A 26,521-nucleotide genomic window follows, 5' to 3' on the forward strand; every position below is an offset into this window, starting at 1 on the left:
TGATCAGCACCGCGCTGGCCATGTGAACGTCCTGAGAACGAACGATGCTGGTACTTCTGGTTGAGGATGATAGGGATCTCGCTGCGTCGGTGCTGGAATACCTTGAGTCCGACGGCTACGAGTGCGACCACGCATCCGACGGAAAAGCCGCGTTAGAGCTGGTGAAGACGCAAGCGTATGCCGTCATCGTCCTTGATGTGAACCTGCCACGAATGGATGGCTTTACGCTGTGCAAGGTCATGCGCGAAGCCGGTGTCGCCACGCCTTGTTTGATGCTGACCGCAAGAGACAGCATTGACGACAAGTTGACTGGTTTTCGCAGCGGAACCGACGACTATCTGGTCAAGCCGTTCGATATGGCCGAGCTGTCGGCCCGGCTTGGCGCCCTCTCCCTCAGGGGACGCCACAACCAGCGACTGGCTGTGGTCGATCTGGTGATAGACCTGGTAGCACGAACGGCTTCCCGCCATGGGCGCCCTCTTTCGCTCAGCGGCAGGGAGTGGGACGTGCTGGTCCACCTTGCGCGCAACAGTCCTGGTGTCGTCAGCCGCGAGCAACTGGAAGATTTGCTGTGGCCAAATGGCGCCCCCTCCCCTGATGCACTGAAGATGGTGCTTTATCGCCTGCGCCACATCATCGACGATGGTGAATCGCACACATTGATGCATACGATTCGGGGCCATGGCGTCGCGCTGCGTGCCCAGGCATCGCAGCCATGAAGCTACGGCGCTTATTCGTTGGACGTTTGATCATCCTCATCGGCCTGGTCAGCGCATTGAATGGCTATGCCATCTACCGGCTTTACAACTGGGGACTGGACGACAGCAGCGAGTTCTATCTTTGGAAGGATGCCCAGCAGGCCAGTACCTACTACGAATCGACCGGCCGACTGCCTGCCAGCGATTCGTTTCGCCAGTACTTCATCGATGCCAAGGCCCTTCCCTCTCGATACACCCAGGCGCTACCGAAAACCCGCTGGACAACGGGAGAGGTAGTGACCGTCGAGATCGGCCAGGAATTTCTTTACATCATGCCGTTTGATTTGGCGCGCGGGCATGGCCCAGCCTTCGTTGTGCACCGCTTTTTACCGGAAGACGATGCAGGACATACCGGGCCCAGCCTTACGATGGTGGGGCTCATCCTGCTGCTGCTTTCGCTGCCTATCGTTGGCGCGGTGGCCATCGAGATGTTCCGGTCGGTGGCTGGGCCGATTGAACGACTCACGGCCTGGGCCAAGACATTATCCAGCCAGCCGACAGCGACACCGCGCAAGGTGCCGGCCCTGCCCATCGAGGAACTGGATGTCCTCGCTGCGCAGTTGCAAGGCGCCATGGATGAGCTCGCCCTCACCCATCAACGCGAGCAGTATTTCCTTCAGGCTCTCAGTCATGAGCTAAGAACGCCGCTCGCGGTGACAGGTGCAACACTCGACCTGATCGACAGGAAGGGCGGCGACACTTTGGCGCCGTGGCGAAACCAGCTCGATCGCATCCGTCGCGCGCACGGAGATATGCGAGCCATGACGGAAGCCTTGCTCTGGTTATGGAGAGACAGGGGAGATGACCTGCCTCTTGTGCCCGTGCCGATGCTTCCGTTGGTAGAGGGGGCGTGGCGCGATGTTCGTTCACGAGCCCCGGAGCGAGAATTCAATTTGCAATTGGACATCGCAGCAGATCTGACGATTCGGTCCATTCCGGTTCTTTTGCAAATAACCATGCATAACCTGTTGCGCAATGCCTTGGAGCATGGCGCTCCGGGCATCGTTCGAATCAGTGCGGATGCCGGAAGCTTCCATATCAGCAATGTCATTGGCATGGACGAGCCGAGCGACAGCGGTGTGCCCGGCTTTGGCGTCGGGCTCCATCTTGTCGAGCGCATCGCCAGTCGCATGGGGTGGAAAGTGAAAGTGGCGAAGACTGATGACCTGTTCCACGTGCATGTGATTCGCGCCGATGATGGCAACCAGGACATGGCAACAAGACTGCGATCGACCTAGTACCTATCCCATGACGCCCGCAAGAGCCTTTTGAATCGCTGTTACCTTCCTGTTACCCGCGAGCCCTTACCCTCCCTTTCGACGATGATCCAAACCCGGCGAATTGAGGTGACAGTGTGACGACGCGCAGGCAGTTTATAACTCGAGCTTCAGCCCTGATCGGCCTTGGCATGGTGTCCCCGCTGGCGTTCGGCTCTTCGGGGCTTTCGTCGTGGCTCAGCCCAGCAACGGATAGCGACCCTTACCTGCCTGACGAGCTTCGCCCTCACGCGCGGATGTTCATGGCATTCGGAGCCCAGGCGTCGATCTGGCGAGATTGGACTCCTGCCGTCCAGGCGTGTCTTGGCCTGGTCGCCAGCACCATCGCCCAGTATGAGCCGCTGACGATACTGTGTCGTGACGAGGAGCTGGAGCTCGCCCAGCAACTATGTGGCACTTGCAACACGCGATTCATTACGACCGCGCTCGATGACATCTGGATGCGCGACATGAGCGCCAACTTTGTCATCGGAAGCAATGGTTATCTCGGCGCCGTCGATTTCAATTTCAACGGCTGGGGTAACAAGCAGGAACATGCCATGGATGCGCGAGTGGCGCGCACGATCAGCGACGACGCCGGTGCCAATTACATCCAGAGCGCGCTGACCGGAGAAGGTGGCGGCATCGAAGTGGATGGCGAAGGCACCGCCATTCTCAACGAAAGCTGCTGGGTCAACGAGAACCGCAACCCCGGATGGAGCCGCGACCAAGTCGAGGATGAGCTGAAGGCGATGCTTGGCCTGAAGAAAATCATCTGGCTGCCGGGCATCAAGGGCAAGGACATCACCGACGCGCATGTGGACTTCTACGCGCGTTTCGTCAGACCCGGCGTAGTCATTGCCAATCTCGACAACGCCCCTGAGTCCTACGACTACGCCGTTACCAGGACTCACCTGGACATTCTGCGTAGCGCCACGGACGCCAACGGCCGGTCGCTGGACATTCATACCCTGCCGCCGCCAGAACAGCTTCGCAAGAACGCCTTCACCAGCGGCAACGAGGCCTTTGCGGCCGGCTATGTCAACTATGTCGTCGTGCGAGGCGCAGTCATCGCGCCCGAATTCGGCGACGCACTTGCCGACAGCTACTGCAAGGATCTTCTGCAATCGCTCTACCCGTTGCACCGCATCATCCAACTGAACATCGATCCGATTGCGGCGGGCGGCGGCGGCATCCATTGCGTTACACACCATCAGCCGCAGGTCTAGCTCAAGGGTGATAGCGGACCGTGACCACCGGCAAAGTATCTCATTTAAAATCGAGATTTAAATCGTAATTTATTGATAATTAAAAACTATATGGCAACAATCGCTTTCCAGTCGGTCGCTGCTTCGCTAATAGGGCCACCTACCCCACGACACACCGTTCCATGACTGAGATTCGTGATCGTCGGAAGCGTCACCCTCTCTCACCCCAGACAACCCCTTCAATCACCCTGCCCGTACACCGTCACTGAATCAGTTCGATTCGGTTGAGTCCGCAGCCGACTGCGTCTCGAGCCAATACGTCACTTCGTATTGAATTTCTGCCAGCGCTGATACACCTTGATGGCATCCTCGTCCTTGTGTTGAATCATCGGCATGCGTCGCTCTGCGATCGGCTTGCTGAACTCGGCATAGAAGGTGTCCAACTCGAAGTATTTGCGATCGTCGCGGTAGAACGGCGCATAGTCCTCGCGGGTGGTGATGTAGATCACCTGCCGAGGGCTGCAGTAGTACATCGCCCCCAGGCACATGGGGCATGGACTGGTCAGAATGTAGATGTCGCAGTCGGTCAGATGCTCGGTGCCGAGTTTCCTGCAAGCTTCGCGCACAGCGAGGATCTCCGCGTGTGCAGTCGGGTCTTTGGTCTGGGCCACCCGGTTCGGGCTCTCTGCGACGACCTCGCCGTTGCGAACAATCACCGCGGCGAAGGGGCGTCCACCCTCCTCCACGTTCTTCATGGCCAGGTCGATGGTGTGCTTCACAAAATCCAAGGGAATACCTCGCTAGGACGGGCCAAGCGCGGGCTTGGCGACAATGGGGAATTCGGTGGCGGCTGAACAGCCGAAGCCGAGCTTCGGCTATCCGATTTCGACGGGATGCGTCAAAAAGGTTTCGTCGGAAGGTACTTGCCATCGAGCGTGATCACGGCACGGGAGCCGCCTTCCGGATCGTCGATCTTGCGGATGTCGAGCTTGAAGTTGATCGCGCTGATGATGCCATCGCCAAACTTCTCGTGGACCAGAGCCTTCAACGTCGTGCCATATACCTGCAGCACCTCGTAGAAGCGATAGATGGTGGGGTCGGTCGGGATGCGGTCGGGAATGCTGCCGCGCAGCGGGATGGTCTGAAGCAACGCCGTGGCATCGTCATCGAGATCCAGCGTGGCCGCGACTTTCTTGGCGGCGTCCGCCGGCAGCGCATGCTGGCCGAGCAGTGCCGCGGTTACAAAGGCGAGGCTGAGGCCAGTGCCTTCGGCGATCTGCTCGAAAGACAGATCCTTCTTGAGTTTGGCGGCGATGATCATTTCGGCCAACGCCGCACGGGCTGACGGATGGTGTTGAGATTGAATCATGGGTTTCGGACTCTGTGGGTGGTGAGGGATCAGGCTGCGGTAGCAAGCGAAGGTGGCGTGGCGCGCGTGTGGGGATACTGCGCAAGCGAAACGAAGGCATGGGTGGCGCCATCGAGGGCGTCGATGTCGCCGGTCTCGATGTCGTAGACCCAGCCGTGCAGGGTCAGTCGCCCCTCTTCGAGCGCGAGCCGTACGGACGGATGAGTCTTGATGTTGGCCAACTGCGCGATCACGTTCTCGCGGATCATGGCCTGAACGCGCTCGATCGGGCTTTTGTGATGGCGCGCTTCGTTGACCACGCGTGCCGAGTCGGCATAGCGCAACCAGTTGCCCACCGCCGGCATGTGGCCGAGGCAAGCGCAATTAGCGATGGCGCTCATCGCGCCGCAATCGGAATGACCGCAAATCACGATGTCCGAAACGCGCAACGCCGCAACCGCGTACTCCACCGACGCGGACACGCCACCCGGCTCCGGGCCGTAGGACGGCACGATGTTGCCGGCATTGCGAATCACGAACAGGTCGCCAGGCTCGCGCTGAGTAATCAGCTCCGGCACCAGCCGGCTGTCCGAGCATGAGATGAACAGTGCACGCGGGGCCTGCTGGGTCGCCAGCTCCTTGAACAGCTGCGCCCGCTTGGGAAACGCCTCACGCTGAAATCTCAGAAACCCCTCAATGATGTCTTTCATGTGGCTGCTCCAGCGGCTGACCCGTCGATGGAAGACACGGTACGCGCCTTCTTCCATAAGGTAAAAGACGGATTTACTATGAATTCCATTAGCAGCTGTTATGGATTGCGCGCCATGCTCTTACGCCACATCCACTACTTTCTCGCGGTCGCCGACCATGGCGGATTCACCCGTGCGGCGGCGGCGCTCCACGTCTCGCAACCGGCTCTGTCGCAACAGATCAAGCAGTTGGAGGAAACGCTCGGCGTGCCATTGTTCGATCGGACTGGGCGGACCACGCGCCTGACGGACGCCGGGCAGGTGTATCAGGACTACGCGCGCCGCGCGCTGTTGGATCTCCAGGCCGGCAAGCGCGCGCTGCACGATGTCCAGGATCTGAGCCGAGGCGCGCTTCGCCTTGGCCTGACACCAACCTTCACCTCTTACCTGATGGGCCCGCTGGTGGAGGCGTTCCATCGGCGTCACCCGCGCATTGTCCTCACTGTGCGAGAGCTGCCCCAGGAGAAGATGGAGCAACTACTGAGCGACGATCAGCTCGATGTGGGCATTGCCTTCGACGAAGTGCGCTCCCCTGATATCGAGACCCAAACTCTTCTCGTGGAGACGCTTGCTCTTGTCGTTGGCAAAGCACACCCCTACGCGCAAAAGCGGACTATTGGGTTGCAAGCGTTGAACGACGAATCCATGGTGTTGCTTTCCGCGGAGTTCGCCACGCGAGAACAGATCGACCGCCATTGCCGACAGCATGGCGCTCAACCGCGTGTTGCCATCGAGGCCAACTCGATCAGTGCAGTGGTGGAGATCGTGCGGCGCACTACATTGTCCACCTTATTGCCAGCGGACGTTGCCGCACAGCATTCCGATCTCTCCGCGGTCGCGCTCAATCCCAAGCTGCTGGAGCGCACGGCAGTTCTTCTGCAGCGCAAAGGTGCCTACCACAGCGCGGCGCACCGTGCGTTTGTCGAGTTGGCGCTCGATAGCCTGACTCGCAAAAGAAGACGTCGTGCGTAGCATCTTGTGATCGCGCGACCAAGGTGGCGGAACACTTTTCCCGCTTCCGACTTGCTGCCGGCCCGAATCAGGCCATCCGCTGCCTCACAGAGTGGCACCAGACGTGGCTCACGCCTCCATCCCCTTTTGACGGCGTCGATGCGCCGCTTGTTTCGCGCGATTGCCGCAGAGCGCCATGCTGCACCAACGCCGAGCGTGGCCCCGCGTGTGATCGGCAAAGAGCAAGGTGCAGGAGGGCCCTTCGCATGCCTTCACGTGCGAAAAATCTTCGTCGCATATGAGCCGCGCCATGGTCTCGGCAATCGGCAGCAACAAGGCTTCGGGTGAGTTCCACCGGCGTTTCGGTACGAACGTAAACATGGACGCATCGCCCGAAGGCTGCGCCACGATTTCGCTGTAGCGCTCGTCACGTTGGAGCAGCTCATTCAGGGGTTCGAGTTCGGCGAGGTCTTCCGGCGTCAGTGGACGCCCTTTTCGCTCGCGAACGAAGGAGCGGAACCATTCCCTCAACGCCCTCACCTGCCCGGCGAGACGATCCATCTCGCCAGGGATCGCCCGCTCCCGGATCGCGTGGAGCACGTCCTCAGGTACGAGATGCGCCTGTTGCAGCCAGCTCAACAGCCCTTCGCCGTCTTCGAGCCAGTCGACGGCTGCATCGAGCGGCGTCGCCACCGAATTGAGGAAATCCAGTCCGGGCGCATCGGCCAGGAAAAGGGCGGGGATGGTCTGGGTCATGGGTATCTCCTCGACCAAAAGTAACCCTCTTAGCAGAGCTTGACAAGTTACTCTCTTCATGAGTAACCTCTTAATCGCAATTTGTCAGGTTACTTCCAATGAAAGCCAGTTTGACCCACAAAGCGATCGCCAACCGGCGGGAGACCCAATGAAATGAGCCGAATATCTGCAGTTGCGGTCCTGGCACATGGTGCCTGGGCGAATGAGTCAAGCTGGAGAAAGGTGGTCGACCTTCTCCACCAAAAGTCTATTGAAGTGGTTACTTTCGAGCTTCCCATGTCCTCTCTTGCCGGCGATGTGACGGCGCTCGAGGGAGTTCTGGGAAAGATCGACGGCCCCGCAGTTCTGGCCGGACATGCCTACGCCGGCGCCGTCATTGCCGCCACGCAAAGTCCCAAGGTGAAAGCGCTGGTCTATGTCGCGGGCCTTGCACCGGATGAAGGGGAAACCGTCGCCGACGTGTTCAATCAGTTTGGACACGACGACAAGGCTCCTGTACTGGCGCCGGCAAGCGATGGACGCATCTGGTTGCCGCCAGAAGCATTCGGAACGGCTTTTGCGCAGCACGCCACGACGCAAGAACAAGAGGCGCTTGCCGCCGGCCAGCGCGCGATTTCGCCAGCCTGCATCACCGCTCCTGTCGGCCCGCCCCTGTGGAAGCACGTGCCCGCCTGGTACCTCGTGGCGCAGCACGACCACATGATCCCCGAACGAACACAGCGCTTCATGGCCGAACGGATGAAAGCACGCACGCGCGCTTATCCCGTCGACCACTTGCCAAGTGTGACCGCGCCATCGCTGGTAGCCAACATGATCGTCGACGCGCTGCACGACACCGCTGACTGACCCTCACCCTAGCCAACAAAAAGGCAGATTGCCATGTCCACCCTTCGCTATCGCAAGGCCCATGTCGGCGGTATAGACGTCTTCTACCGTGAAGCGGGCAAGCCCGGTCAACCCAAGTTGCTTCTGCTCCACGGTTTTCCGAGTTCAAGCCATATGTACCGCGAGCTGATCCCCCTGCTCTGCGACAACTTTCATATCGTTGCCCCTGACCTGCCGGGATTCGGACAAACGGATATGCCGCCGCGCGACGCATTCAAATACACCTTCGATCATCTGGCGGAGATCATCGACGGCTTCACCGAGGCCATTGGCTTTGATCGCTACATCGTCTACGTATTCGACTACGGTGCACCAACGGGTTTTCGCCAGGCGGTGAAGCATCCGGAACGAATCCAGGGCATCGTTACGCAAAACGGCAACGCCTACGTGGAAGGGTTGAGCGACGGCTGGAACCCGATCCGCGCCTATTGGGAGAGCCCCACCGATGCCCACCGCCATGCGCTCCGAGCCCTGCTGACGCCGGAGGCAACGCGCTGGCAATATGTGCACGGCATCACCGACGAGTCACAGGTGTCGCCGGATGGCATCGCGCTGGACAACTACTATCTTGCTCGCGAAGGCGCGCACGACGTGCAGTTGGATCTGTTCCTCGACTACCAAAGCAATATCGCGCTCTACCCCACGTTTCAGGCGTACTTCCGCAAACATCAACCGCGTTTGCTGGCCATCTGGGGCAAGAACGATCCGTTCTTCCTTCCAGCCGGCGCGGAAGCCTTCAAGCGGGATATTCCCGACGCCGACGTGAGGTTCCTCGATACCGGCCACTTTGCGCTGGAGACGCACGCAGGAGAGATTGCGGACGCGATCCGCACGTTCTTCGCGCCGTAGCCCAATAGAGTGGCGCTGCCGCCGTCACGCGTGGAGCTTTCTGGTCAGCACGCGGCCGATCGGGGCGCGCACTTGCTGATCGAGCATGCCGAAGTGATCGGCTGGCACATCGTGGATCTCGATACGGCCGGTGACGTAAGGCGCCCATGCGTCAACGGATGGCGCCCACTGCCCCTCCGGTACGATCGCGGCGCGGAAAAACAGCAGGTCGCCCTCGAAGGCGCGTGGTTCGAAGGTGGAGGCCAATGCGCTGCTGCGCTCGAACGAACGCAGCATGCGCGCAATGGTCGGCCGATCGTCCGCCGGCAGGCTGCCTTTGGCCACCAGGCTATCCAGCAGCTGGTGATGGTCATCAACCTCATCCGAGGCCAGCGTTTCACTTACCCCGAAGCCTGACAGGATGCTCTTGACCGCGTTATGCCGCACCGATTGCGAGTGGCGCTGCGCCACCGCGTCACTCATAGTCACGCTCCCCATGGGGTAGGCATCGAGAATGACCAAGGTGTCCACACCCTCCCCCTGCGCCTGCAGGGCCGTGGCGATCGCATGCGCCAGCAGGCCGCCGATGGACCAGCCCAGCAGATGGTAAGGGCCTTGTGGCTGGATGCGGCGAATTTCCGCCACGTAGTGGCGCACCTCATCCTCGATATTCAAATGCGATGCATGGCCGCCGGCCTCGGGCGGCTGCAAGCCGTAGACCGGGCAATCCGCGGCAATATGGCTGACCAGCCCCGCGTAGCACCAGGACAGATTGCCTCCCGGCGGCAAACAGAACAGCGGCGGTTGCGCGCCAGCAGTACGCAGCGGCAACAAGGTCTGTGCATGGGAAGCGCGACGCAGCTGCAACGCAAGGCCCGCCACGGTCGGAGCTTCGAACAGTGCGCGCACGGGTAATTCGATACCGAGCGCTGCACGTACCCGGCTTACCAGCCGCATCACCAGCAGCGAATGGCCGCCTAGATCGAAAAAATTGTCGTCGATACCCACCCGCGGCAAACCGAGTACTTCGGCGAACAGCTCAGCCAATACCTGCTCTTGCGGATGGCGTGGCGCGCGATAGTGTTCGCCGGAGTAGTCCGGCGCCGGCAGCGCCTGCCGATCCAATTTGCCATTGACGGTCAGCGGCAAGCTGTCGAGCAGCACGATGGCCGATGGCAGCATGTATTCGGGCAACTGCTCCGTCGCATAACGGCGAAGCTCGGCGAGCTGATCGAAATTCGCGGGATCGTTGGCGCAGGCTGCCCATTCGCGTCGCGCGGCGATTGGCCGATAGAGCCCGTCCAGCGCGAAGGAGGCCGGCAGTTGCGCTGAATTGGCGAACACGGCATCCATGCTGCCATCGCCGGCACTACTCCAGGTCAGCCAGACGCGATAGCCCGCCTGCTCGCCCAAGGCATGCAAAGCTTCAGGCTCGATCCCTGCATCGACATTCAGCCCGCCCAGCGCCTCACTTTCCGCACCGGCCTGCAAGGCGCGGTGGGCCGCCCACTCCTGGGCCAGGCGGGCATTGGGAATCCGATCGACGCGAAGGCTGGATGTTTGCCGCTCATGCAGCAGGGAAGCCAACGCCTCGATACTGACTAGCTCCGTCCAGGTGCACTGGAGCGTATCGGCGAATGACAGCACTTGCATGGGGCCTTTGCGCAGCACCACTTCATAACGATAGCGAGTCAGTTCGTTGGCGGCGTGGCCGCGCTTGAGCTGGATATCCACTGCAGCAATGGCGGGATACCTGGCTGGCAGCGAGGTAAAGAACTCCGGCGCCAGCAGCAATTCTTTCTCGGCCAGCACGCTTTGCCGCACACGCCGGCGCAACTCGTCTGCCGTGGTTCCAGGCGGAGCCCGGAAGGTCTCGACCGCGCCGGTGAAGCTCGCCAACAGATCGAGATGGCGCACGTCGCCAAGGTAGAGGGCTCCGCCAGGCGCGAGCCTGTCCAGCGCCTTGCCGATCACTTCCAGCAGATAGTCTGCATTGGGGAAATATTGCGCGACCGAGTTGATCACCACCGTGTCGAAATAGGCGTCGGGCAAGCCTTCGGCCTCGTGTGCATGCTGCACACGCAACGATACGCGATCACGCAAATCCGGGCGATCGCTCAACTGCTGCCGCAAGGCCGCGATGGTGGGGGCGGAGAAGTCCGTCCCCCAGTAGGTTTCGCACCCGCCCGCAAGCTGCGAGAGCAGAAGACCGCTGCCGACACCGATCTCCAGCACCCGGCGCGGCTGCAGCAGACGGATGCGCGCCACGGTCGCCTGGCGCCACTCCCGCATCTCATCCAATGAGATGGGTTCACCGGTATAACTGCTTTGCCAACCACTGAAGTTCTCGCCAAAAGGCAGTTGTGCGGCGTCGCCGTACAGCTTGTCGTAGATGACTTGCCACTCGTCGACCTGGCCTTGCTCCTGTGCCTCGTTGCGCTGCCCACCCTCAGAGTGGCCAAGGACGACGTAGCCAACCAGCTGTTTGCCGCTGGCAGGGTCGTCGCGCACCACCACGGCCGCCTGGGCCACTGCCGGGTGGCGCCGCAGCACCGCCCCAACTTCGTCCGGCTCGATGCGAAAGCCGCGGATCTTCACCTGATGATCGGTGCGCCCCAGGAAATCCAGCGCACCGTCGGCGCGCCATCGCACCAGGTCGCCGGTGCGATACAAGCGCTCGCCGTGACGGTAAGGACTGGCCACGAAACGCTCCGCGGTCTGCCCTGCTCGCCCCTGGTAGCCACGCGCGAGGCCGGTGCCGGCAAGGTACAACTCACCGGGCACGCCCACTGGCACGCATTGCAGTGCCTGGTCGAGTACGTAAGCGCGAGTGTTGTCCATGGGGGCGCCGATCGGTGTGCCCAGTTCGGCGCGGTAAGGCGCGCGCAGCGCGAAAGCCGTTGCGAAGGTAGTGCTTTCGGTGGGGCCGTAGACGTGCATCACCGTGACGCCGGGGTGCTTGTCCAGCACGGTACGAAACGCCGAAGGGTCGGCCGCTTCGCCACCGGTCCAAACCTCGCTCACCTTCGCAAAACCATCCGGCCGCTCCTGGGCCAGCAGGCCGAACAATGCGGTGGTCAGGAATAGTGCACTGACTTGTTGCTGCACGATGACGTGCGCCAACAGGTCCACGTCCATGTCCCCGGGCGGCGCGATGGCAATCCGCGCACCGCTGAGCAAAGGCACCCAGACTTCATAAGTGGAGGCATCAAACGCATGGGGAGAGTGCATCAGCACGCAGCGTTGCGCGGCACCTTGGAAACGCCGATCGCTAGCCAGTGCCACGACAGCTTGGTGGCTCACCGCCACGCCCTTGGGCAAGCCCGTGGAGCCGGAGGTATACATCACGTAGGCGAGCTGCTCAGGATTCGCCGAAGGTGGATTCCAGGCTGAAGCGTCGGGATCAGGCGCATCGAGATCGAGCTGATCGACGCGCATCGTCGGGATGGAAAACTTGGCGGCACGCGTCTCGATGACCTGGTCGGCAAGGAGGATCGCGGCGCCGGTTTCGCGCAGGATCAGCGCAAGCCGCGAATCAGGATAGGCGTTATGCAACGGCACATAAAAACCGCCAGCCTTGATGATGGCAAGCAGCGACACCACCAGCGCCGGCGAGCGTTGTTGCAAGAGGGCCACGCCACGCTCCGGGCCGATGCCGTGCGCGGCCAACTGCCTGGCCAAACGCGTGGCTTGGTGATCGAGTTGGGCATAGGTGAGTGAGCAGGTCTGCGACGTCACCGCCACCGCATCCGGGTGGCTGGCGACTTGCCGCGCGAACAAGCGCGCAAGATCAGGCACCGGCAGCTCGCGCGCGGTGTCGTTCCATTCCCGCAGCAGTTGCCGGCGCTCATCGGGGTGGAGCAGATCGATGGCGCCGATGGCACGGTGCGGGTCATGCGCGACCGCCTCCAACAGGCCGACCCAGCGTTGCACCAGGCGCTGTACCGTCGCGCGGTCGAACAGATCCGAAGCGTATTCCAGCTCGCCATCCAAGCCTTGCAAGCCTTCCTGGCTGGCGGGCCGTTCGGCCATGGCGAAGAACAGGTCGAACTTGGCGGCACGCGTGCCGGTAGTTTCGGGGCTCGTCTGAAGGCCGGCCAACGAAAAGTCGGGCATGCCTTGGTTCTGCAAGGCCAGCGCCACCTGAAACAAGGGATGGTGCGCGGTGGAGCGCGACGGGTTGATCAGCTCCACCAGCCGCTCAAAAGGCGCATCCTGGTGTGCGTAGGCCTCCAGGGCGCGTTCGCGCACGCGCGCAAGCAACGTGACGAAGTCAGGATCGCCCGAGGTATCCGCGCGCAAGACCCAGGTGTTGACGAAAAAGCCGATCAGGTCGGTCAACGCATCGTCCATGCGCCCGGCCAGCGGGCTACCCAGCGGGATATCGGTGCCGGCACCCAGCCGGGTCAGCAAGGCCGCCAGACTGGCCTGCAGCACCATCGACAACGTGGCGCCGTGCGCCTGCGCCAAATCCGACAAGCGTCGATGCAGCGACGCATCGATGCTGAAGCCAAGGTAGTCGCCTCGATAACTCGCCACGTTCGGCCGTGGGCGGTCGCTTGGCAAGACGAGCTGCTCGGGCAGCCCAGCCAGGGCTTCTTTCCAATAGCCGAACTGACGACCGATGAGGCTGTCCGGGTCTGCCTCATCACCGAACAATTCGCGCTGCCACAGCGCATAGTCGGCGTACTGCACGGGCAACGGACTCCAGTCGGGCGCACTGCCGCCCAACCGCGCTCCATAGGCGCGCCCCAGATCGCGAGCCAAGGGCGTCATCGAAGAGCCGTCGCCAGCGATGTGGTGCAGCAGGAACAGGCAGACATGGTGCTGTTCGTCCAACCGCAGCAGGTCCACGCGCAGAGGCAGCTCGCTACCCAGGTTGAAGGGGTAACCAGCTGCCTCCGCCAGTGCAGCAGCAAGCGCCGCTTCGCTGTCGACGTGCGTCACATGGAGCACCGGCAACGCCTCTTCGACCGAAACAATGCGTTGCTCAGGCTCGCCTTCGCATTCGTCGATCACGGTGCGCAAGCTTTCGTGGCGCGCGAGCAAGTCCGCCACGGCCTGACGCAGCGCATCCCCATCCAAGGGGCCGCGCAAGCGCAGGGCCAGGGGGATGTTGTAGGTCGCGCTCGGGCCTTCGAAGCGGTGAATGAACCATAGCCGGCGCTGCGCATAGGAGAGCGGGATGCGCGACGGCCTCGCCTTTGGCTGCAACGCCCGCCTGAGCACGCCACGCGCATGCAAACGTCGCGACAACGCCAGCACGGTAGGCGCCTCGAACAGCACCCGGATCGGCAACTCCAGCTGCAGCACCGTGCGAATACGGCTGACCAGCCGTGTCGCCAGCAATGAATGCCCGCCCAGGTCAAAAAAACTTTCATCGATGCCGACCCGCTCGAGCCCGAGCACTTCGGCGAACAATGCGGCCAGGCTGCTTTCCTGCGCGTTGCGCGGCGGGCGCTGGTCGCGAGCCCGATACGCTGGTGGCGGCAACGCCGCGCGATCCAGCTTGCCATTGACAGTCAATGGCAGGGTCGCCAGTTCGACCACGGCGATCGGCACCATGTACTCGGGCAGCTTGCCGAGCAATTGGCGACGCCATGCATCACCTCTCTCCTCGCCGTTGTCGACGGCCGTAGCACCGACGGCATAGCCCACCAATTGTCGCTCGCCTGGGCGATCTTCACGCAGCATCACCACGGCCTGGGCGACGTCCGGCAGACTGCGCAGCGTAGCCTCGATCTCACCCGGCTCGATGCGAAAGCCGCGAATCTTCAGTTGCCGGTCGATGCGGTCCAGATAGTCGAGCTGTCCATCGTCCCGCCAACGCACCCGATCACCGCTGCGATACATGCGCTCCCCTGCCACGAACGGATCGGCCACGAAACGCTGCGCGCTCAGTGCCGCGCCATGCAAATACCCCATCGCCAAGCCGCGGCCCGCGATGTAAAGCTCGCCGGCCACGCCTGCGGGCACAGACTGCAGATTGTCATCGAGCACATAAAGCCGCGTGCCTGCAATCGGCCACCCGATCGGTGCCGAGGCTCCACATAGCGGCGCGCTGATACTTGCGCACACGCTCGACTCAGTCGGGCCATAAGCGTTGACCAGGCATCGCCCACGCGACCAGCGCTCGGCCAACGCGGGCGCACAGGCTTCGCCGCCGGTCGCCAGCATCAGGGAGACAGGCAGCGCCTCGGGTTGCAGCGTTTCCAGCAGCGCAGGCGGCATCACCGCATGCTCGATCGCATGCTCGCGCAGCGTCTGGGCCAGCTCCTCGCCCGTCAGCGGGCCAGGGGGCGGCAAGACCAGGCAACCACCATAGGCGAAGGCGGCGACCAGCTCCCATACTGAAGCATCGAAGCTGGACGAAGCCAACTGCAACACACGTAACGGCACGGCAGGCAGGAATCGGCGCTGACTCGCCGCCAGGCTGGCCAGGCCTGCATGCGTCGAAATCACACCCTTGGGGCGACCGGTGGAGCCGGAGGTATAAATCACATATGCGGGCAAGCCCGGATGGCGGCGCCCGGCGATATCGGTTCCGGTCAGATTGGCATCGTCGTGACCGGCCTCGTCTTCGCGCATGCGGATGGCCGGCACGCCAGGATCGAGACCCTCGATGGCGCGACGAGCATGAAGCAGGCGCGATGGGCGTGCATCGACCAACATCGCGTTGAGGCGCGCGATGGGATAGTTGATATCCAACGACAGGTACGCCGCCCCGCATTTGAGTATCGCCAGCCACGCCACCACCAGTTCGATCGAGCGCGGCACCGCGACAGCAACGATGTCGCCTGCCGCCACGCCTTCGACCAACAATCGTCGAGCCAGCCGGTTGGCTCGCGCATTCAAGGCGCCGTAGCTGATCTCATGTCCTTGATCGATGGCCGCGATGGCATCGGGCGTTTGCCGTGCATGGCGCTCGAAAGTATCGGCAAAGTGTTCCGGGGTGATCGCCTCGCCACCGGCGTGGCCATAGCGCATGACCTTTCGCCAGGCAGAATCACCGAGTGGCGGAATGCTTCGCACGGTTAGGCCAGCGGGATCGGTCATTGCCCGCAACACGCGCGCATAGCAGTCCGCATAGCGTTCGAGTGTGGCCGTGTCGTAGAGATCGAGATGTCCACAGATCCAGCCAGACAACCCGTCTTCTGCGCCCTGGAAATTCACCTGCAGGCCGAAGCTGTTGTCGCCGCCACCATGGCCATCCATGCGATCCATGGGCATGAGAGCATGCTCATGCGCCTGGAAGTTGGTGTAGTTGAACACCACGCCCAGGCGTTTGCGCTGCTCGAGGTCTTCCATGATGCGCGCCAAGGGATAGCGCCGGTGCGGCGTTACATCGCGTTCCGCTTCCCATACGCGCCGGATCAGCACGTCCCAATGCTCGCCCTGCATGCGCATGCGGAAAGGCACGGCATTGAGAAAAAGGCCGATCAACTTGTCGCCATCGCTCACTTCGGGACGGACATGCATGACCAACGCAGTCACGACGTCGCCGCTACCGCAGATCGAACTCAGTGCGGCCATGTGCGCCGTGAGCAACACCGTTTTCAGCGGCGCCCGCGCCCGTTTGGCAAGCACGTGCAACGCGGCATCCGTGCCACCGTCGATGGCCAGAGACACCGTATGGGTAAGCGCCTTGGCCGGCGCCTCTGCCTGAGGCTGCGATCGCAAGGGTTCGGACGGTTCCGCGCCTTCCAGCCATTCTTGCCAAAAGGCGCGACTGGCGGTGGAAACCATGGCTTGGCGTTCCAGCGCCATGTAGTCGCGGTAGCACGCCGACAGCGGAGCCTCCGGCAAAGGCGTGCCTTGCAGGTGCGCGCGATAACGCTGCACCAGCTCCGCTACTAGGCTTGCCTCGCTCCAGCCGTCGATGATGGCGTGATGGCAAGTGAGCGCGAGATGGAAATGGTGCTCGCCGAGACGGTGCGCGTGTATGCGCAGCAACGGCACGGCTTGTTGGTCGAAGACGCGCAACCCCTCGCTACTCATCCAGGCTTCCAGCGATGCCTGCTGTGCATCGGGCGACAACCCGACGAGGTCGCTCTCGGATAGGGGGATGTCGGCCTGCGCAAGCACCAGTTGCAGCGGCTCGCTATAGCCATCCAACATGAAACGCGTGCGCAACACTTCGTGACGGCGGCTCAAGGCATCGAGCGTCGCCCGCAGTGCCCGCGTGTCCAGCGGCAGGTCGATCACCAGGCCCGTGCAAGCCAGGTAAAGCGTGGTGCCATGGTCGTACTCGCCGTGGAAAAACATGCCGAGCTGCAATGCACTGAGCGGGTAGGCATCCACTACATCGACCGGCAGGCGTTGACGGTCGGCCGCCGATACCAAAGCGAATGGCGCCGTGGCAGCTGCGATGTCGGCATTCGAGAAGCTGGCCACTGCGGCCAGTGCCGTCACGCTTTGGTGATCGAATAGTTGAGCCAGTTCAAACCCGATGCCGCTGGCTTGCGCCCTCACCTTCAGTTGCAAGGCGAGGATCGAGTCGCCGCCAAGGTCGAAAAAGCTCTGCTCGATGCCGATTGCCGTCAAGCCCAGTACCTGCGCGAACAAAGCGGCCAGCTCCTGCTCGCGATGAGTGCGCGGGAAAGTGCCCGCCTCCACCACGTCGAACACGGGTGCGGGCAGCGCTTTGCGATCAAGCTTGCCGTTGGGCGTGACCGGCAAGGCTGCGAGGCCGACGATGGCGGTGGGCACCATATAGTCCGGCAACTGGCTAGCCAATACGCCGCGCAACACAGCGGTATCCAATTCTCCGTTGGGCACGACATAGGCCACCAGCTGGCGATGGCCAGGCCGGTCCTCGCGCACGATCGCCGCGGCTTGCACGACACCCGGCAGCCGCAACAGATGCGCCTCGATTTCGCCCAACTCGATGCGAAAGCCACGCAGCTTTACTTGTTGGTCGGCACGGCCGACGTAGTCGAGCTGGCCATCGGCACGCCAACGCCCGAGGTCGCCGGTGCGGTACATGCGCTCGCCCGGCGTGCCAAAGGGACAGGCAATGAAGCGCTGCGCCGTGAGCCCCGAGCGCCGCAGGTAGCCACGCGCCAGGCCAGGGCCGGCGATGTACAACTCGCCCGCGACACCTTGCGGTACCGGTTGAAGCCGGTCGTCGAGCACGTAGATGCGCACATTGAACAGCGGGCCGCCGATGGGCGGCGTGCCACCTTCGTGCAGCGCACTGCTGAGCGTCGCGCCCACCGTGCCTTCGGTGGGGCCGTAGGAGTTGAACAATTGCACGTGCCGAGACCAACGCTGCACTAGCGATGGGGGGCACGCCTCTCCCGCTACGACCAGCTTGATGCCTGCAGGCAAGTCGCACCCGGACAACAAGCCCAATACGGTCGGCGTCATTGCCAGATGGGTAATGCCCTCGCGCGCCAACAGTGCAGCGAGCGCAGGCCCCGGTTGCAATGGCGCTGGTGGGGCCAGCACCAGGCAGGCACCCGACAGCACCCCCATGCATAGCTCCCAGAACGCGGCATCGAAACTGGCCGAAGCCAGTTGCAGGACTCTAGCGCCCGGCCCCACGCCAAGCTGCCGCACCTGACAGGCCAGCAGATTAGGGATGCCCTGGTGCGTCACGGCCACGCCCTTGGGCTGTCCCGTGGAGCCGGACGTGTAGATCACGTAGGCCAGGTGCGCGGGACGCAGGTCGATCGATGGCGGTGTTGTCGGCTGCGTGGAGACCCACGTACGCTGCCCATCGATGAGCAAGTCCCGCCGCCCTGCTTGCGCAGGCAGGCGCTCCACCAGCATGGCGGTACTCAACAGCACCGACGCGCCAGCATCGCCGAGCATGTACGCGAGCCGTTCGGCGGGATACTCCGGGTCCAACGGCAGATAGGCTCCACCAGCCTTCATGACCGCGAGCAGGCCTACTACCAGATCGAGCGAGCGCGGCAGGCAGACACCGACCACGACATCGGGCTCCACACCCAACTCACGTAGTGCATGAGCGAGTTGACTGGAGCGCGCATCCAGCTCGGCGTAGCTGAGGTTCGCGCCATCAAAGCTGACCGCATCGGCGTCCGGAGTTGCGGCAACGCTGGCGCCAAACATCGTTGGCAGGGTGGCCTCGGGTACCGGCAGCGCGGTGTCGTTCCACGCCACCAGCACCTGTCGGCGCTGTTCGGGGCTATCGACCTCGATGGCACTCAGACGCACATCCGGATCGTTGGCGACCGTCTCCAGCAAGCGCAGCAGCCGCTCGCCATGGCGTATGACGCTGTCGCGCTCAAACAGATCGCAGGCGAACTCGATGACGCACGTCATGCCATCCGGCGTGCCGTCGGGCAGGAACTGCTCGATGAAGTTGAAGCCGAGGTCGCACTTCGCAGTGTCAACCTCGAGATGCTGCTGGCGCACTGCCAGGCCAGCCAGCGCCCAACCGCCGTACGTTTCCGTTTCCAGCGAAAGCTTCACCTGGAACAACGGATGGTGCGCGCTCGAACGCACCGGATTGACCAGCTCGACCAGGCGCTCGAACGGCAAGTTCTGGTGCGTATAAGCCTGTAGATCCGTTTCGCGCGCCCGCGCAAGCAGCGCACGGAAACTTGGGTCTGCCGAGGTGTCCAGTCGCAGCACCAGCAGGTTGACGAAGATGCCGATCAGTTCCTCCAGCGCTTCGTCATTGCGCCCGGAGATGGCAGTCCCCACCACAATGTCGCTGCCGCCACCCAGTCGCGACAGCAGCGCAGCCACTGCCGCATGCAACAGCATGAACAGGCTCGCTTGACCTTCGCGCGCCAACGCTGACAGTCGCTGATGTAACGGCGCGCCGATCTGAAACATGACCTGCCCGCCACGGTGGCTGGGTGTGGACGGCCTGGCGTGGTCGGTGGGTAGCTGCGCCAACTCCGGCAGGTCCGTCATAGCTGACGTCCAGTAGGCGATATCCCTGGCTATCTCGCTGTCCGGTGCGCTCTCTTCGGCCATCCCTTCGCGCTGCCACAGGCTGTAGTCGGCGTATTGCACCGGTAGCGGCTGCCAACCCGGCGCCCTACCCTCGCGACGTGCGGCGTAGGCGGCTTGCAGGTCGCGTCCTAGCGGTGCCCACGACCAGCCATCGCTGGCGATATGGTGCATCAACAGGCACAGCACATGATGTTCGGCGCTCAACGCAAACAGGGTCGCCCGAAGGGGCATCTCCCGCGTCAGGTCGAAGCGATGAGTTGCAGCGGCGAATAATGCCGGATCAAGCGTATCGGGCGACACCTGGACGTGATCAAACACCAGCTTCACGTCATCGGCATCGAGCACGACTTGTCGTGCCACACCGTCATCATCGGCAAACACGGTACGAAGACTTTCGTGCCGGGTGACCACATCGCCGAGTGCCAGCGCCAGCGCATCGGCATCCAATGGGCCTTCCAGGTGCAGCACGATGGGCATGTTGTAAGTGCTGCCGGGCCCCTCCAGCCGATGCAGGAACCACAGGCGCTGTTGCGCGAACGACAAGGGAACCACGGCACTCATGCTCCACCCCGCATCGGGCGCAGCGGCTTGCGTGTGATCGGGCTAGCCTCTCGCAAACGCAGCGCGAGTTCCGCGACGGTGGGTGCCTCGAACAAGGTGCGTATCGACAATTCCACCTGCAGGCTGGAGCGAATCCGGCTGATCAGCCGGGTAGCCAGCAGCGAATGGCCGCCCAGATCGAAGAAGCTGTCTTGCGTGCCGACGCGCTGCAAGCCCAGTACCTCGGCGAACAGACCCGCCAGGGCGTACTCCTCCGGCGTCGCCGGCACGCCTCCGCTCGCTGGCTGGAACACCGGCGCAGGCAGTGCGCGCTGATCCAGCTTGCCGTTGATCGTCAACGGCAACGCATCCAGCAGGATAACGGCCGCAGGCACCATGTACTCCGGCATCGTGCCGGCAAGCGCGCGACGCAAGGTCGAGGCGTCCAGAGCAGCCCCCTGCGCGGCGACCGCGTAAGCGACCAATTGCCGCTGGCCTGGCTGGTCCTCACGCACGATCACAGCGGCCTGCCTAACACCGGGCTGCGTGGCCAAGACGGCCTCGATCTCCCCCAACTCCACACGGTGGCCGCGGATCTTCACCTGATGGTCAGTACGCCCCACGTAGATCAGCTGGCCATCCTCGCGCCAACGTACACGGTCGCCGGTGCGATACATGCGCTCCCCCGGCGCCCCGAAGGGGCTGGCGACGAAGCGCTGCGCTGTAAGCCCCGCGCGTTGCAGGTAACCGCGCGCCAGACCGGCGCCGGCGATGTATAGCTCGCCGGGTACGCCGACCGGCACCGGCCGCAAGGCATCGTCCAGTACGTAGACGCGGGTGTTGTCCAGCGGTTTGCCGATCGGTATCGGCGCCTCGCTCACCGGCGCGAGTACGCGATGACAGGTAGCGAAGGTGGTGGTTTCCGTCGGGCCGTACACGTTGACCGCATCGATGTGCGGGTAGCGCGCCAACAGTTCGCGAAACACCCTTGGCACGGCGGCCTCGCCGCCGCTCCACACGGTGCGCACGTTGCCCAGGCAGTCGCCATGTTCTTCCACCAGCAATCGAAACAACGCCGTGGTGAGGAAAAGCGCCGTAACCTGATGCCGCACAATGGTGTCGGCAAGCACCGGGAGATCGGCTCGCCCCGGTGGTGCCAGTATCACGTGCTGGCCGCTCAGCAACGGTACCCAGGTCTCGTAGGTGCAGGCATCGAATACCGGTGGCGAATGCATCAGCACGCGCTGCTGCGCGCCATCGCGCCAACGACGATTCCATGCCAACTCCACCACGTTGCGATGGCTCACCGCGATGCCCTTGGGCGCGCCAGTAGAGCCAGAGGTGTAGATCACATAGGCCAGGTGATCTGGATGGCACTCCATCGGCGGGGCGCTCTGGGGCAAGTGACCCACGGTCTGGCCACAGTCATCGAACACGAGCGTGGCGACGCCGGACGAGTGCAGCCGCGCAACATGCTCGGCCCGGGTCACCACCCGCATCGCCGATGCCTCGTTGAGCATGAGGGACAAGCGAGCTTCGGGGTAGTTCGGGTCCAACGGGAGATAGGCACCGCCCGCCTTGAGAATGGCCAGCATGGCGACGAGCTGATCGAGCGAGCGCTCCATGCACAGGCCCACCCTCTGATCCGCCCCCACACCCAGCGAGCGCAGGTAATGCGCCAGCTGATTGGCGCGCGCATCCAGCTCACGATAGCTCAGCGTGCTGGCACCCTCGCTGGCCGCCGGCGCGTCAGGCGTGCGTGCAGCCTGCGCGCCGAAGAGTTCGGATACGGTGGCGTTGGGAACGGCGTGTGCGGTGTCGTTCCAGGTCTGCAAAAGCGTGTAACGCTCTTGCGCACTAAGCAGCTCGATATCGGCAAGCGAGCAATCGGGCTGCGCCACCACCTGCGTAAGCAGATGCCGCAGGCTGTCCGCGAAACGCTGCACCGTGCTGCGGTCGAACAGCTCGGTCGCATACTCCAATTGCAGGGCGAGGCCATCCGGTCTGCCCGCCGCGTCGAACAACTCGGTGAACTCGAAGGTCAGGTCGTACTTGGCCGTTTCCGTCACCAGGAACCGCGCCTGGGCCGACAGGCCGGGAACCTCGAACAACGCATCCCGATTGTTCTGCAGGATCACCGCCACCTGGAACAAAGGATGTCGCGACGTGGCGCGCCCGGGGTTGACGATGTCCACCATGCGCTCGAAGGGCAGCTCCTGGTGAGCGTAGGCATCCAAGTCTGCGTCGCGTACGCGAGCAAGCAACTGACGGAAGCTTGGCCGCCCGGAAACATCGCTTCGCAACACCAATAGATTGACGAAGAAGCCGACCAGGTCGTTGAGCGCTTCTTCGCTGCGCCCGGCTACCGGCGTGCCTAGCGGCAGATCCTCCCCCGCACCGAGCTTGAACAGCAACGCGGCGACCAGCGCATGCACGCCCATGAACAAGCTGCCGCGCGCATCGCGCGCCAACTGGCGCAGCGGGCTTGCCAGTGATTCGTCCCATCGCACCTGCACCGTCGCGCCATGTTGACTGGCGCGCGCTGGGCGGGGCCGATCGAACGGGAGATCCAACTGTTCGGGCAGGCCCGCCAAGCTGCGCTTCCAGTAGTCGACCAGGCGCGCGACGTCACTGTCCGTGGTGTCTGCTTGCGTCATCCATTCCCGCTGCCACAGGCTGTAGTCGGCGTATTGCACCGGCAGCGGCGTCCATGCGGGTGCCTGGCCGCCTAGCCGCGCCGCATAGGCTTGTGCAAGATCGCGCAGCATCGGCGCCCATGACCATCCGTCGCTGGCGATGTGATGAACCAACAACAACAATACGTGTCGCTGCGGTGCCAACCGATACAGCATCGCTCGCAACGGGATCTCCCGCTCCAGGTCGAACGGCTGGCTATGGAAACGCCTCATGGCGTCATCCAGTTCCTCTTCCGCCTGATCGACGACGTTCAAGACGCATGCCGCACGCTCACGCGGCAAGACGACCTGGTAACCGATGCCCTCTGCGTCGGTGAAGCAAGTGCGCAAGCTTTCATGCCGTGATAGCAGGTCGGACAAAGCGGCCTGGAGAACGAACCCATCCAGTGGACCGGCCAGATGCAAGGCCAGTGGAACGTTGAAGGCAATGCCCGGGCCCTCGAGCTTGCCGAGAAACCACAAGCGCTGCTGCGCAAACGACATCGGGATCATGGAAGGGGCTGCTCGGTGGATTGCATGGGGCGCAGCGGCGCACGCGTCGCGCGTGGGGCCTGGTCGAGTTGCGGCGCCAGCATGGCGACGGTAGGGGTTTCGAACAGGGCGCGTACCGGCAGCTCCGCGCCGCATGCCTGGCGCACCAGGGCAACCAGGCGCATCGCCAACAAGGAGTGCCCGCCCAGTTCGAAGAAGCTGTCGTCGATGCCGACACGATCGAGCCCAAGCACCTGCGCGAACAGTCCAGCCAGCAGGCTTTCATTGGGCGTGCCCGGATCGCGGCTATCCTGCCGGCTCAACTCCGGCGCCGGCAGCGCCGTGCGATCGAGTTTGCCGTTGGCGTTCAACGGCAGGCTCGGCAATACCACGATGGCGGAGGGGATCATCGTTGCGGGCAGACGCTCCGCAAGATAGGGCCGGAGCGCGGCGGCCAATGCTCGCGCGGTGCGCCCGTGATCCAGGCGATTGGCATAAGCGCCAGACGGTAGCGGGATGGGATGGCCAGTGCGATAGACGTCCGTCAACGCCGGCGCTTGCTCGGCAAAGAACACCGCATCGTAGCGATCGTCCTGCCCCGCCCTTGCCCAGGTCGTGGCCACCTGATAACCGAGGCATCGGGCAAGTTCGTGCCAGTCTTCCGGGTCCACGCCTTTCGCCCCTACCTGTGGGACAAGGGTGCGCGTGAGCGCATGGCCATCTGCGGACTCCCACACCGCTCGCATCGCCGCGACTTCGTCCACTAGCCTTGCGTTAGGTATGCCGCTCACACGCAGCATCGATGGCCGTTGGCTCTGCAGATGGGCGGCCACCTGTTCCAGCGAAGCAACATCCCGCAGCCACGCCAGCTGCGCACCCTCGGCGAGGGAGACGGGCGACGCACCGCGTTTGTGCAGCACCACGTCGTAGCGATGGCGGGTCAGTTCGTTATGGCAGCGGCCACGCTTGAGTTGGATATCCACGCCGGCAAGGCCGTCGATCCATGCCGGCAAGGCGGCGAAGAAGACCGGATCGAGCAACAGCTCGTTCTCCAGCAGCAGCTCCTGCTCTACTGCGCGACGGGTTTCACCAATGCTATGCCGCGCTGTCTCGGCACGATGCCAAGCGATGGCCGTGGCGAAGCAACGCAACAGGCGCAGGTTGCGGATATCTCCCAGATAGATGCGCCCGCCGGGTGCCAGCAGCTCCACGCAGAGCCGCAAGACGCCAAGCAGATAGTCGACGCCAGGGAAATACATGACCACCGAATTGATGACGATGGTGTCGAAATACCCTCGCGGCAGGCCATTGCCATCGTGCGCCGGCTGATGGCGCAGCTGCACACGCTCACGTAACGTCGGCTGTCGTGCTACGCGTTCGCGCAGCGAATCGATGACCGGCCGCGAAAAGTCCGTGCCCCAATAGCTCTGGCAATGCGGCGCCACTTGCCACATGACCAGGCCGGTACCGACACCCAACTCCAGCACGTGGCCCGGCTGCATGGCCAGCACGCGTTCAACGGTTGCCTGGCGCCACTCACGCATATGCTCAAGCGCGATCGGCGTGCCGTCGTAACTGCTGTTCCAGCCAGTGAAATCTTCTTCACCCGCCAGCTCGGCCTGCTCGCCATAGAAACGATCGTGCAGATGTTGCCACTCGCTGACGTGCGCCACCTCAGCGGCTTCGCCGGGAGGCTCTGGCGCAGTCTCACGCTGTGCGACATAGCCGACCAGCTGGTGCTGGCCGGGGCGATCTTCGCGCACCACCACCGCCGCCTGAACCACATCGGGATGGCGCAGCAGGCAGGCTTCGATCTCGCCCGGCTCGATGCGCAAGCCGTGCCATTTGATTTGCTGGTCAGCGCGACCGACAAAACGGAAGGATCCTGCCTGCCGCCGCACCCGGTCGCCACTGCGGTACATGCGCGAGCCAGGCGGGCCATGCGGGTCGGCGACGAAACGTTCGCTGCTCAACGCCGCGCGATGCAAATACCCGCGCGCGAGACCGGGGCCAGCGAGGTACAGCTCGCCTTCCTCGCCGTCGGCCACCTGCTTCAGCGCGTCGTCCAGAACATAGGCGCGTGCCTCACACACCGGCTCGCCCAGCGGCACGCGCTGGCTCGCGTCGCCATTCAGCGGCGCAGAAATCAAGGCATCCACGGTGATCTCGGTAGGACCATAGGCGTTGATAAGGCGGCGCCCCGCCGACCATGGCTTCGCCAGTTCGGGTGGGCAGGCCTCGCCGCCCACCACCAAGGTGCGCACGCCTGGCAGCGAGTCGTGCGCCATGGTCGCAAGCAAGCTGGGTGGCAAGGCCATATGGGTGATGCGTTGCCGCTGGCACGTCTGCGCCAACGCGGGGCCGGGCACCAGGTCACCCGCCTGCGCCAGCACCAGGCAGGCACCGAGACCGAGCGCCATGCCGATTTCCGCAAACGAGGCATCGAAGTTCAACGAAGCGAACTGCAACATGCGGCTATCCGCATCGATCCGTAGGCGATCCCGATAGCTGCGTAACAACGGCCCGACACCGGCATGCGTGATCGCCACGCCCTTGGGTACGCCCGTGGAGCCGGAGGTGTACAGCACATAGGCCATTTGCAACGAATGCAACACCGCTTGCAATGCCTGCCCTGTCGACCCAGGCATCGCAGCGATGGCGGCAGTTATGTCCGCATCGTCCAGAAAAACGGTGCGTGTAACTGATATCTCCACTTCCGCCCTGCGCGAACTGAGCACGAGCAGCGGAACTGCATCGCGCAACATGCTCTCCAGGCGTTGCCGGGGGTAGTCGGGGTCCAGTGGCAGATAGGCCGCTCCCGTTTTCAGCACGGCAAGTACTGCCACGATGGCATCGATCGAACGCGGCAAAGCAATGCCAATCAGACGCTCCGGCGCAGCGCCCTGCGCCACCAGCCAGCGGGCGAGCCGGTTGGCGCGGGCATTGAGCTGCGCGTAAGTCAGCTGCTCGTCGTCCAGGCACAAGGCAACGGCGTGCGGTGCACGCGCTGCGTGCGCTTCGAAAAGCTGCGTCAACGTCACGCCGTCATCGACAGCGCGACCGACGCTCGCGGCGGCCGTCGACGGCGCACCATTCTCGCGAGTGTTGTGCACGACCCCTCCATTGGGCGTGTGTCCGTGCAA

13 protein-coding genes are annotated in these 26,521 nt (G+C 63.2%); 6 read left to right on the forward strand and 7 right to left on the reverse strand.

The window, feature by feature from the left end:
• The first annotated feature begins 44 nt into the window (after positions 1-44).
• The 3 genes from EKH80_RS03545 to EKH80_RS03555 all read left to right on the forward strand — a co-directional run bounded on the left by EKH80_RS03545 (position 45) and on the right by EKH80_RS03555 (position 3,243).
• The gene (locus EKH80_RS03545) at positions 45-719 is read left to right on the forward strand and encodes a response regulator transcription factor (RefSeq protein ID WP_126683346.1); all 675 of its coding nucleotides are present in this window, start codon (positions 45-47) and stop codon (positions 717-719) included.
• On the forward strand, positions 716-1,996 hold the full coding sequence (locus EKH80_RS03550) for a sensor histidine kinase (protein WP_126683347.1): 1,281 nt from the start codon (positions 716-718) through the stop codon (positions 1,994-1,996). The genes EKH80_RS03545 and EKH80_RS03550 overlap by 4 nt, the downstream gene beginning before the upstream one ends.
• 170 nt (positions 1,997-2,166) lie before the next feature.
• Positions 2,167-3,243: an agmatine deiminase family protein gene (locus EKH80_RS03555; RefSeq protein ID WP_126683348.1), complete on the forward strand. Its 1,077-nt coding sequence runs from the start codon at positions 2,167-2,169 to the stop codon at positions 3,241-3,243.
• A gap of 299 nt (positions 3,244-3,542) precedes the next feature.
• Here EKH80_RS03555 and EKH80_RS03560 read toward each other — a convergent pair whose 3' ends face one another.
• The 3 genes from EKH80_RS03560 to EKH80_RS03570 all read right to left on the reverse strand — a co-directional run bounded on the left by EKH80_RS03560 (position 3,543) and on the right by EKH80_RS03570 (position 5,280).
• On the reverse strand, positions 3,543-4,001 hold the full coding sequence (locus tag EKH80_RS03560) for a nucleoside deaminase (protein ID WP_230473417.1): 459 nt from the start codon (positions 3,999-4,001) through the stop codon (positions 3,543-3,545).
• 119 nt (positions 4,002-4,120) lie between these two features.
• Positions 4,121-4,591: a cyanase gene (gene cynS, locus EKH80_RS03565; protein ID WP_126683350.1), complete on the reverse strand. Its 471-nt coding sequence runs from the start codon at positions 4,589-4,591 to the stop codon at positions 4,121-4,123.
• 29 nt (positions 4,592-4,620) lie between these two features.
• Positions 4,621-5,280 carry a carbonic anhydrase gene (locus tag EKH80_RS03570; protein WP_126683351.1) on the reverse strand — a complete coding sequence of 220 codons (660 nt, stop codon included), beginning with the start codon at positions 5,278-5,280 and terminating at the stop codon, positions 4,621-4,623.
• A 27-nt stretch (positions 5,281-5,307) separates the two neighbouring features.
• On the opposite strand from EKH80_RS03570, the gene cynR reads away from it, so the two are divergent.
• Complete coding sequence (cynR, locus tag EKH80_RS03575; protein WP_230473396.1) at positions 5,308-6,291, forward strand: transcriptional regulator CynR; 984 nt, start codon at positions 5,308-5,310, stop codon at positions 6,289-6,291.
• Positions 6,292-6,399: 108 nt separating this feature from the next.
• On the opposite strand, the gene EKH80_RS03580 is transcribed toward cynR, so the two are convergent.
• Positions 6,400-7,026, reverse strand: a complete 627-nt coding sequence (locus EKH80_RS03580; RefSeq protein ID WP_126683352.1) for a CGNR zinc finger domain-containing protein — start codon at positions 7,024-7,026, stop codon at positions 6,400-6,402.
• 153 nt (positions 7,027-7,179) lie between these two features.
• Between EKH80_RS03580 and EKH80_RS03585 the strand changes: the two genes are divergently transcribed.
• Positions 7,180-7,872, forward strand: a complete 693-nt coding sequence (locus EKH80_RS03585; protein WP_126683353.1) for an alpha/beta fold hydrolase — start codon at positions 7,180-7,182, stop codon at positions 7,870-7,872.
• A gap of 33 nt (positions 7,873-7,905) precedes the next feature.
• Positions 7,906-8,760 carry an alpha/beta fold hydrolase gene (locus tag EKH80_RS03590; protein WP_126683354.1) on the forward strand — a complete coding sequence of 285 codons (855 nt, stop codon included), beginning with the start codon at positions 7,906-7,908 and terminating at the stop codon, positions 8,758-8,760.
• A 24-nt stretch (positions 8,761-8,784) separates the two neighbouring features.
• On the opposite strand, the gene EKH80_RS03595 is transcribed toward EKH80_RS03590, so the two are convergent.
• The 3 genes from EKH80_RS03595 to EKH80_RS03605 are packed head-to-tail and all read right to left on the reverse strand — an operon-like array spanning position 8,785 to position 26,491.
• Positions 8,785-20,232: a non-ribosomal peptide synthetase gene (locus EKH80_RS03595; protein WP_126683355.1), complete on the reverse strand. Its 11,448-nt coding sequence runs from the start codon at positions 20,230-20,232 to the stop codon at positions 8,785-8,787.
• Complete coding sequence (locus EKH80_RS03600) at positions 20,229-23,399, reverse strand: non-ribosomal peptide synthetase (protein ID WP_158628734.1); 3,171 nt, start codon at positions 23,397-23,399, stop codon at positions 20,229-20,231. The genes EKH80_RS03595 and EKH80_RS03600 overlap by 4 nt, the downstream gene beginning before the upstream one ends.
• A complete protein-coding gene (locus EKH80_RS03605; protein ID WP_158628735.1) occupies positions 23,396-26,491 on the reverse strand; it encodes an amino acid adenylation domain-containing protein in 3,096 nt (1,031 codons plus the stop codon). Before EKH80_RS03605 ends, EKH80_RS03600 begins: the two co-directional genes overlap by 4 nt.
• Between the last annotated feature and the right edge of the window lie 30 nt (positions 26,492-26,521).

This window comes from Dyella choica (assembly GCF_003977665.1).
Taxonomy (GTDB): domain Bacteria; phylum Pseudomonadota; class Gammaproteobacteria; order Xanthomonadales; family Rhodanobacteraceae; genus Dyella_B; species Dyella_B choica.

Coding starts and splice junctions, on each gene's coding strand:
- EKH80_RS03555 (WP_126683348.1), top strand. CDS start 2,167: ATGGTGTCCCCGCTGGCGTTCGGCTCTTCGGGGCTTTCGTCGTGGCTC.
- EKH80_RS03545 (WP_126683346.1), top strand. CDS start 45: ATGCTGGTACTTCTGGTTGAGGATGATAGGGATCTCGCTGCGTCGGTG.
- EKH80_RS03590 (WP_126683354.1), top strand. CDS start 7,906: ATGTCCACCCTTCGCTATCGCAAGGCCCATGTCGGCGGTATAGACGTC.
- cynS (WP_126683350.1), bottom strand. CDS start 4,591: ATGATTCAATCTCAACACCATCCGTCAGCCCGTGCGGCGTTGGCCGAA.
- EKH80_RS03550 (WP_126683347.1), top strand. CDS start 716: ATGAAGCTACGGCGCTTATTCGTTGGACGTTTGATCATCCTCATCGGC.
- EKH80_RS03570 (WP_126683351.1), bottom strand. CDS start 5,280: ATGAAAGACATCATTGAGGGGTTTCTGAGATTTCAGCGTGAGGCGTTT.
- EKH80_RS03585 (WP_126683353.1), top strand. CDS start 7,180: ATGAGCCGAATATCTGCAGTTGCGGTCCTGGCACATGGTGCCTGGGCG.
- EKH80_RS03580 (WP_126683352.1), bottom strand. CDS start 7,026: ATGACCCAGACCATCCCCGCCCTTTTCCTGGCCGATGCGCCCGGACTG.
- EKH80_RS03595 (WP_126683355.1), bottom strand. CDS start 20,232: ATGAGTGCCGTGGTTCCCTTGTCGTTCGCGCAACAGCGCCTGTGGTTC.
- EKH80_RS03600 (WP_158628734.1), bottom strand. CDS start 23,399: ATGATCCCGATGTCGTTTGCGCAGCAGCGCTTGTGGTTTCTCGGCAAG.
- cynR (WP_230473396.1), top strand. CDS start 5,308: ATGGAAGACACGGTACGCGCCTTCTTCCATAAGGTAAAAGACGGATTT.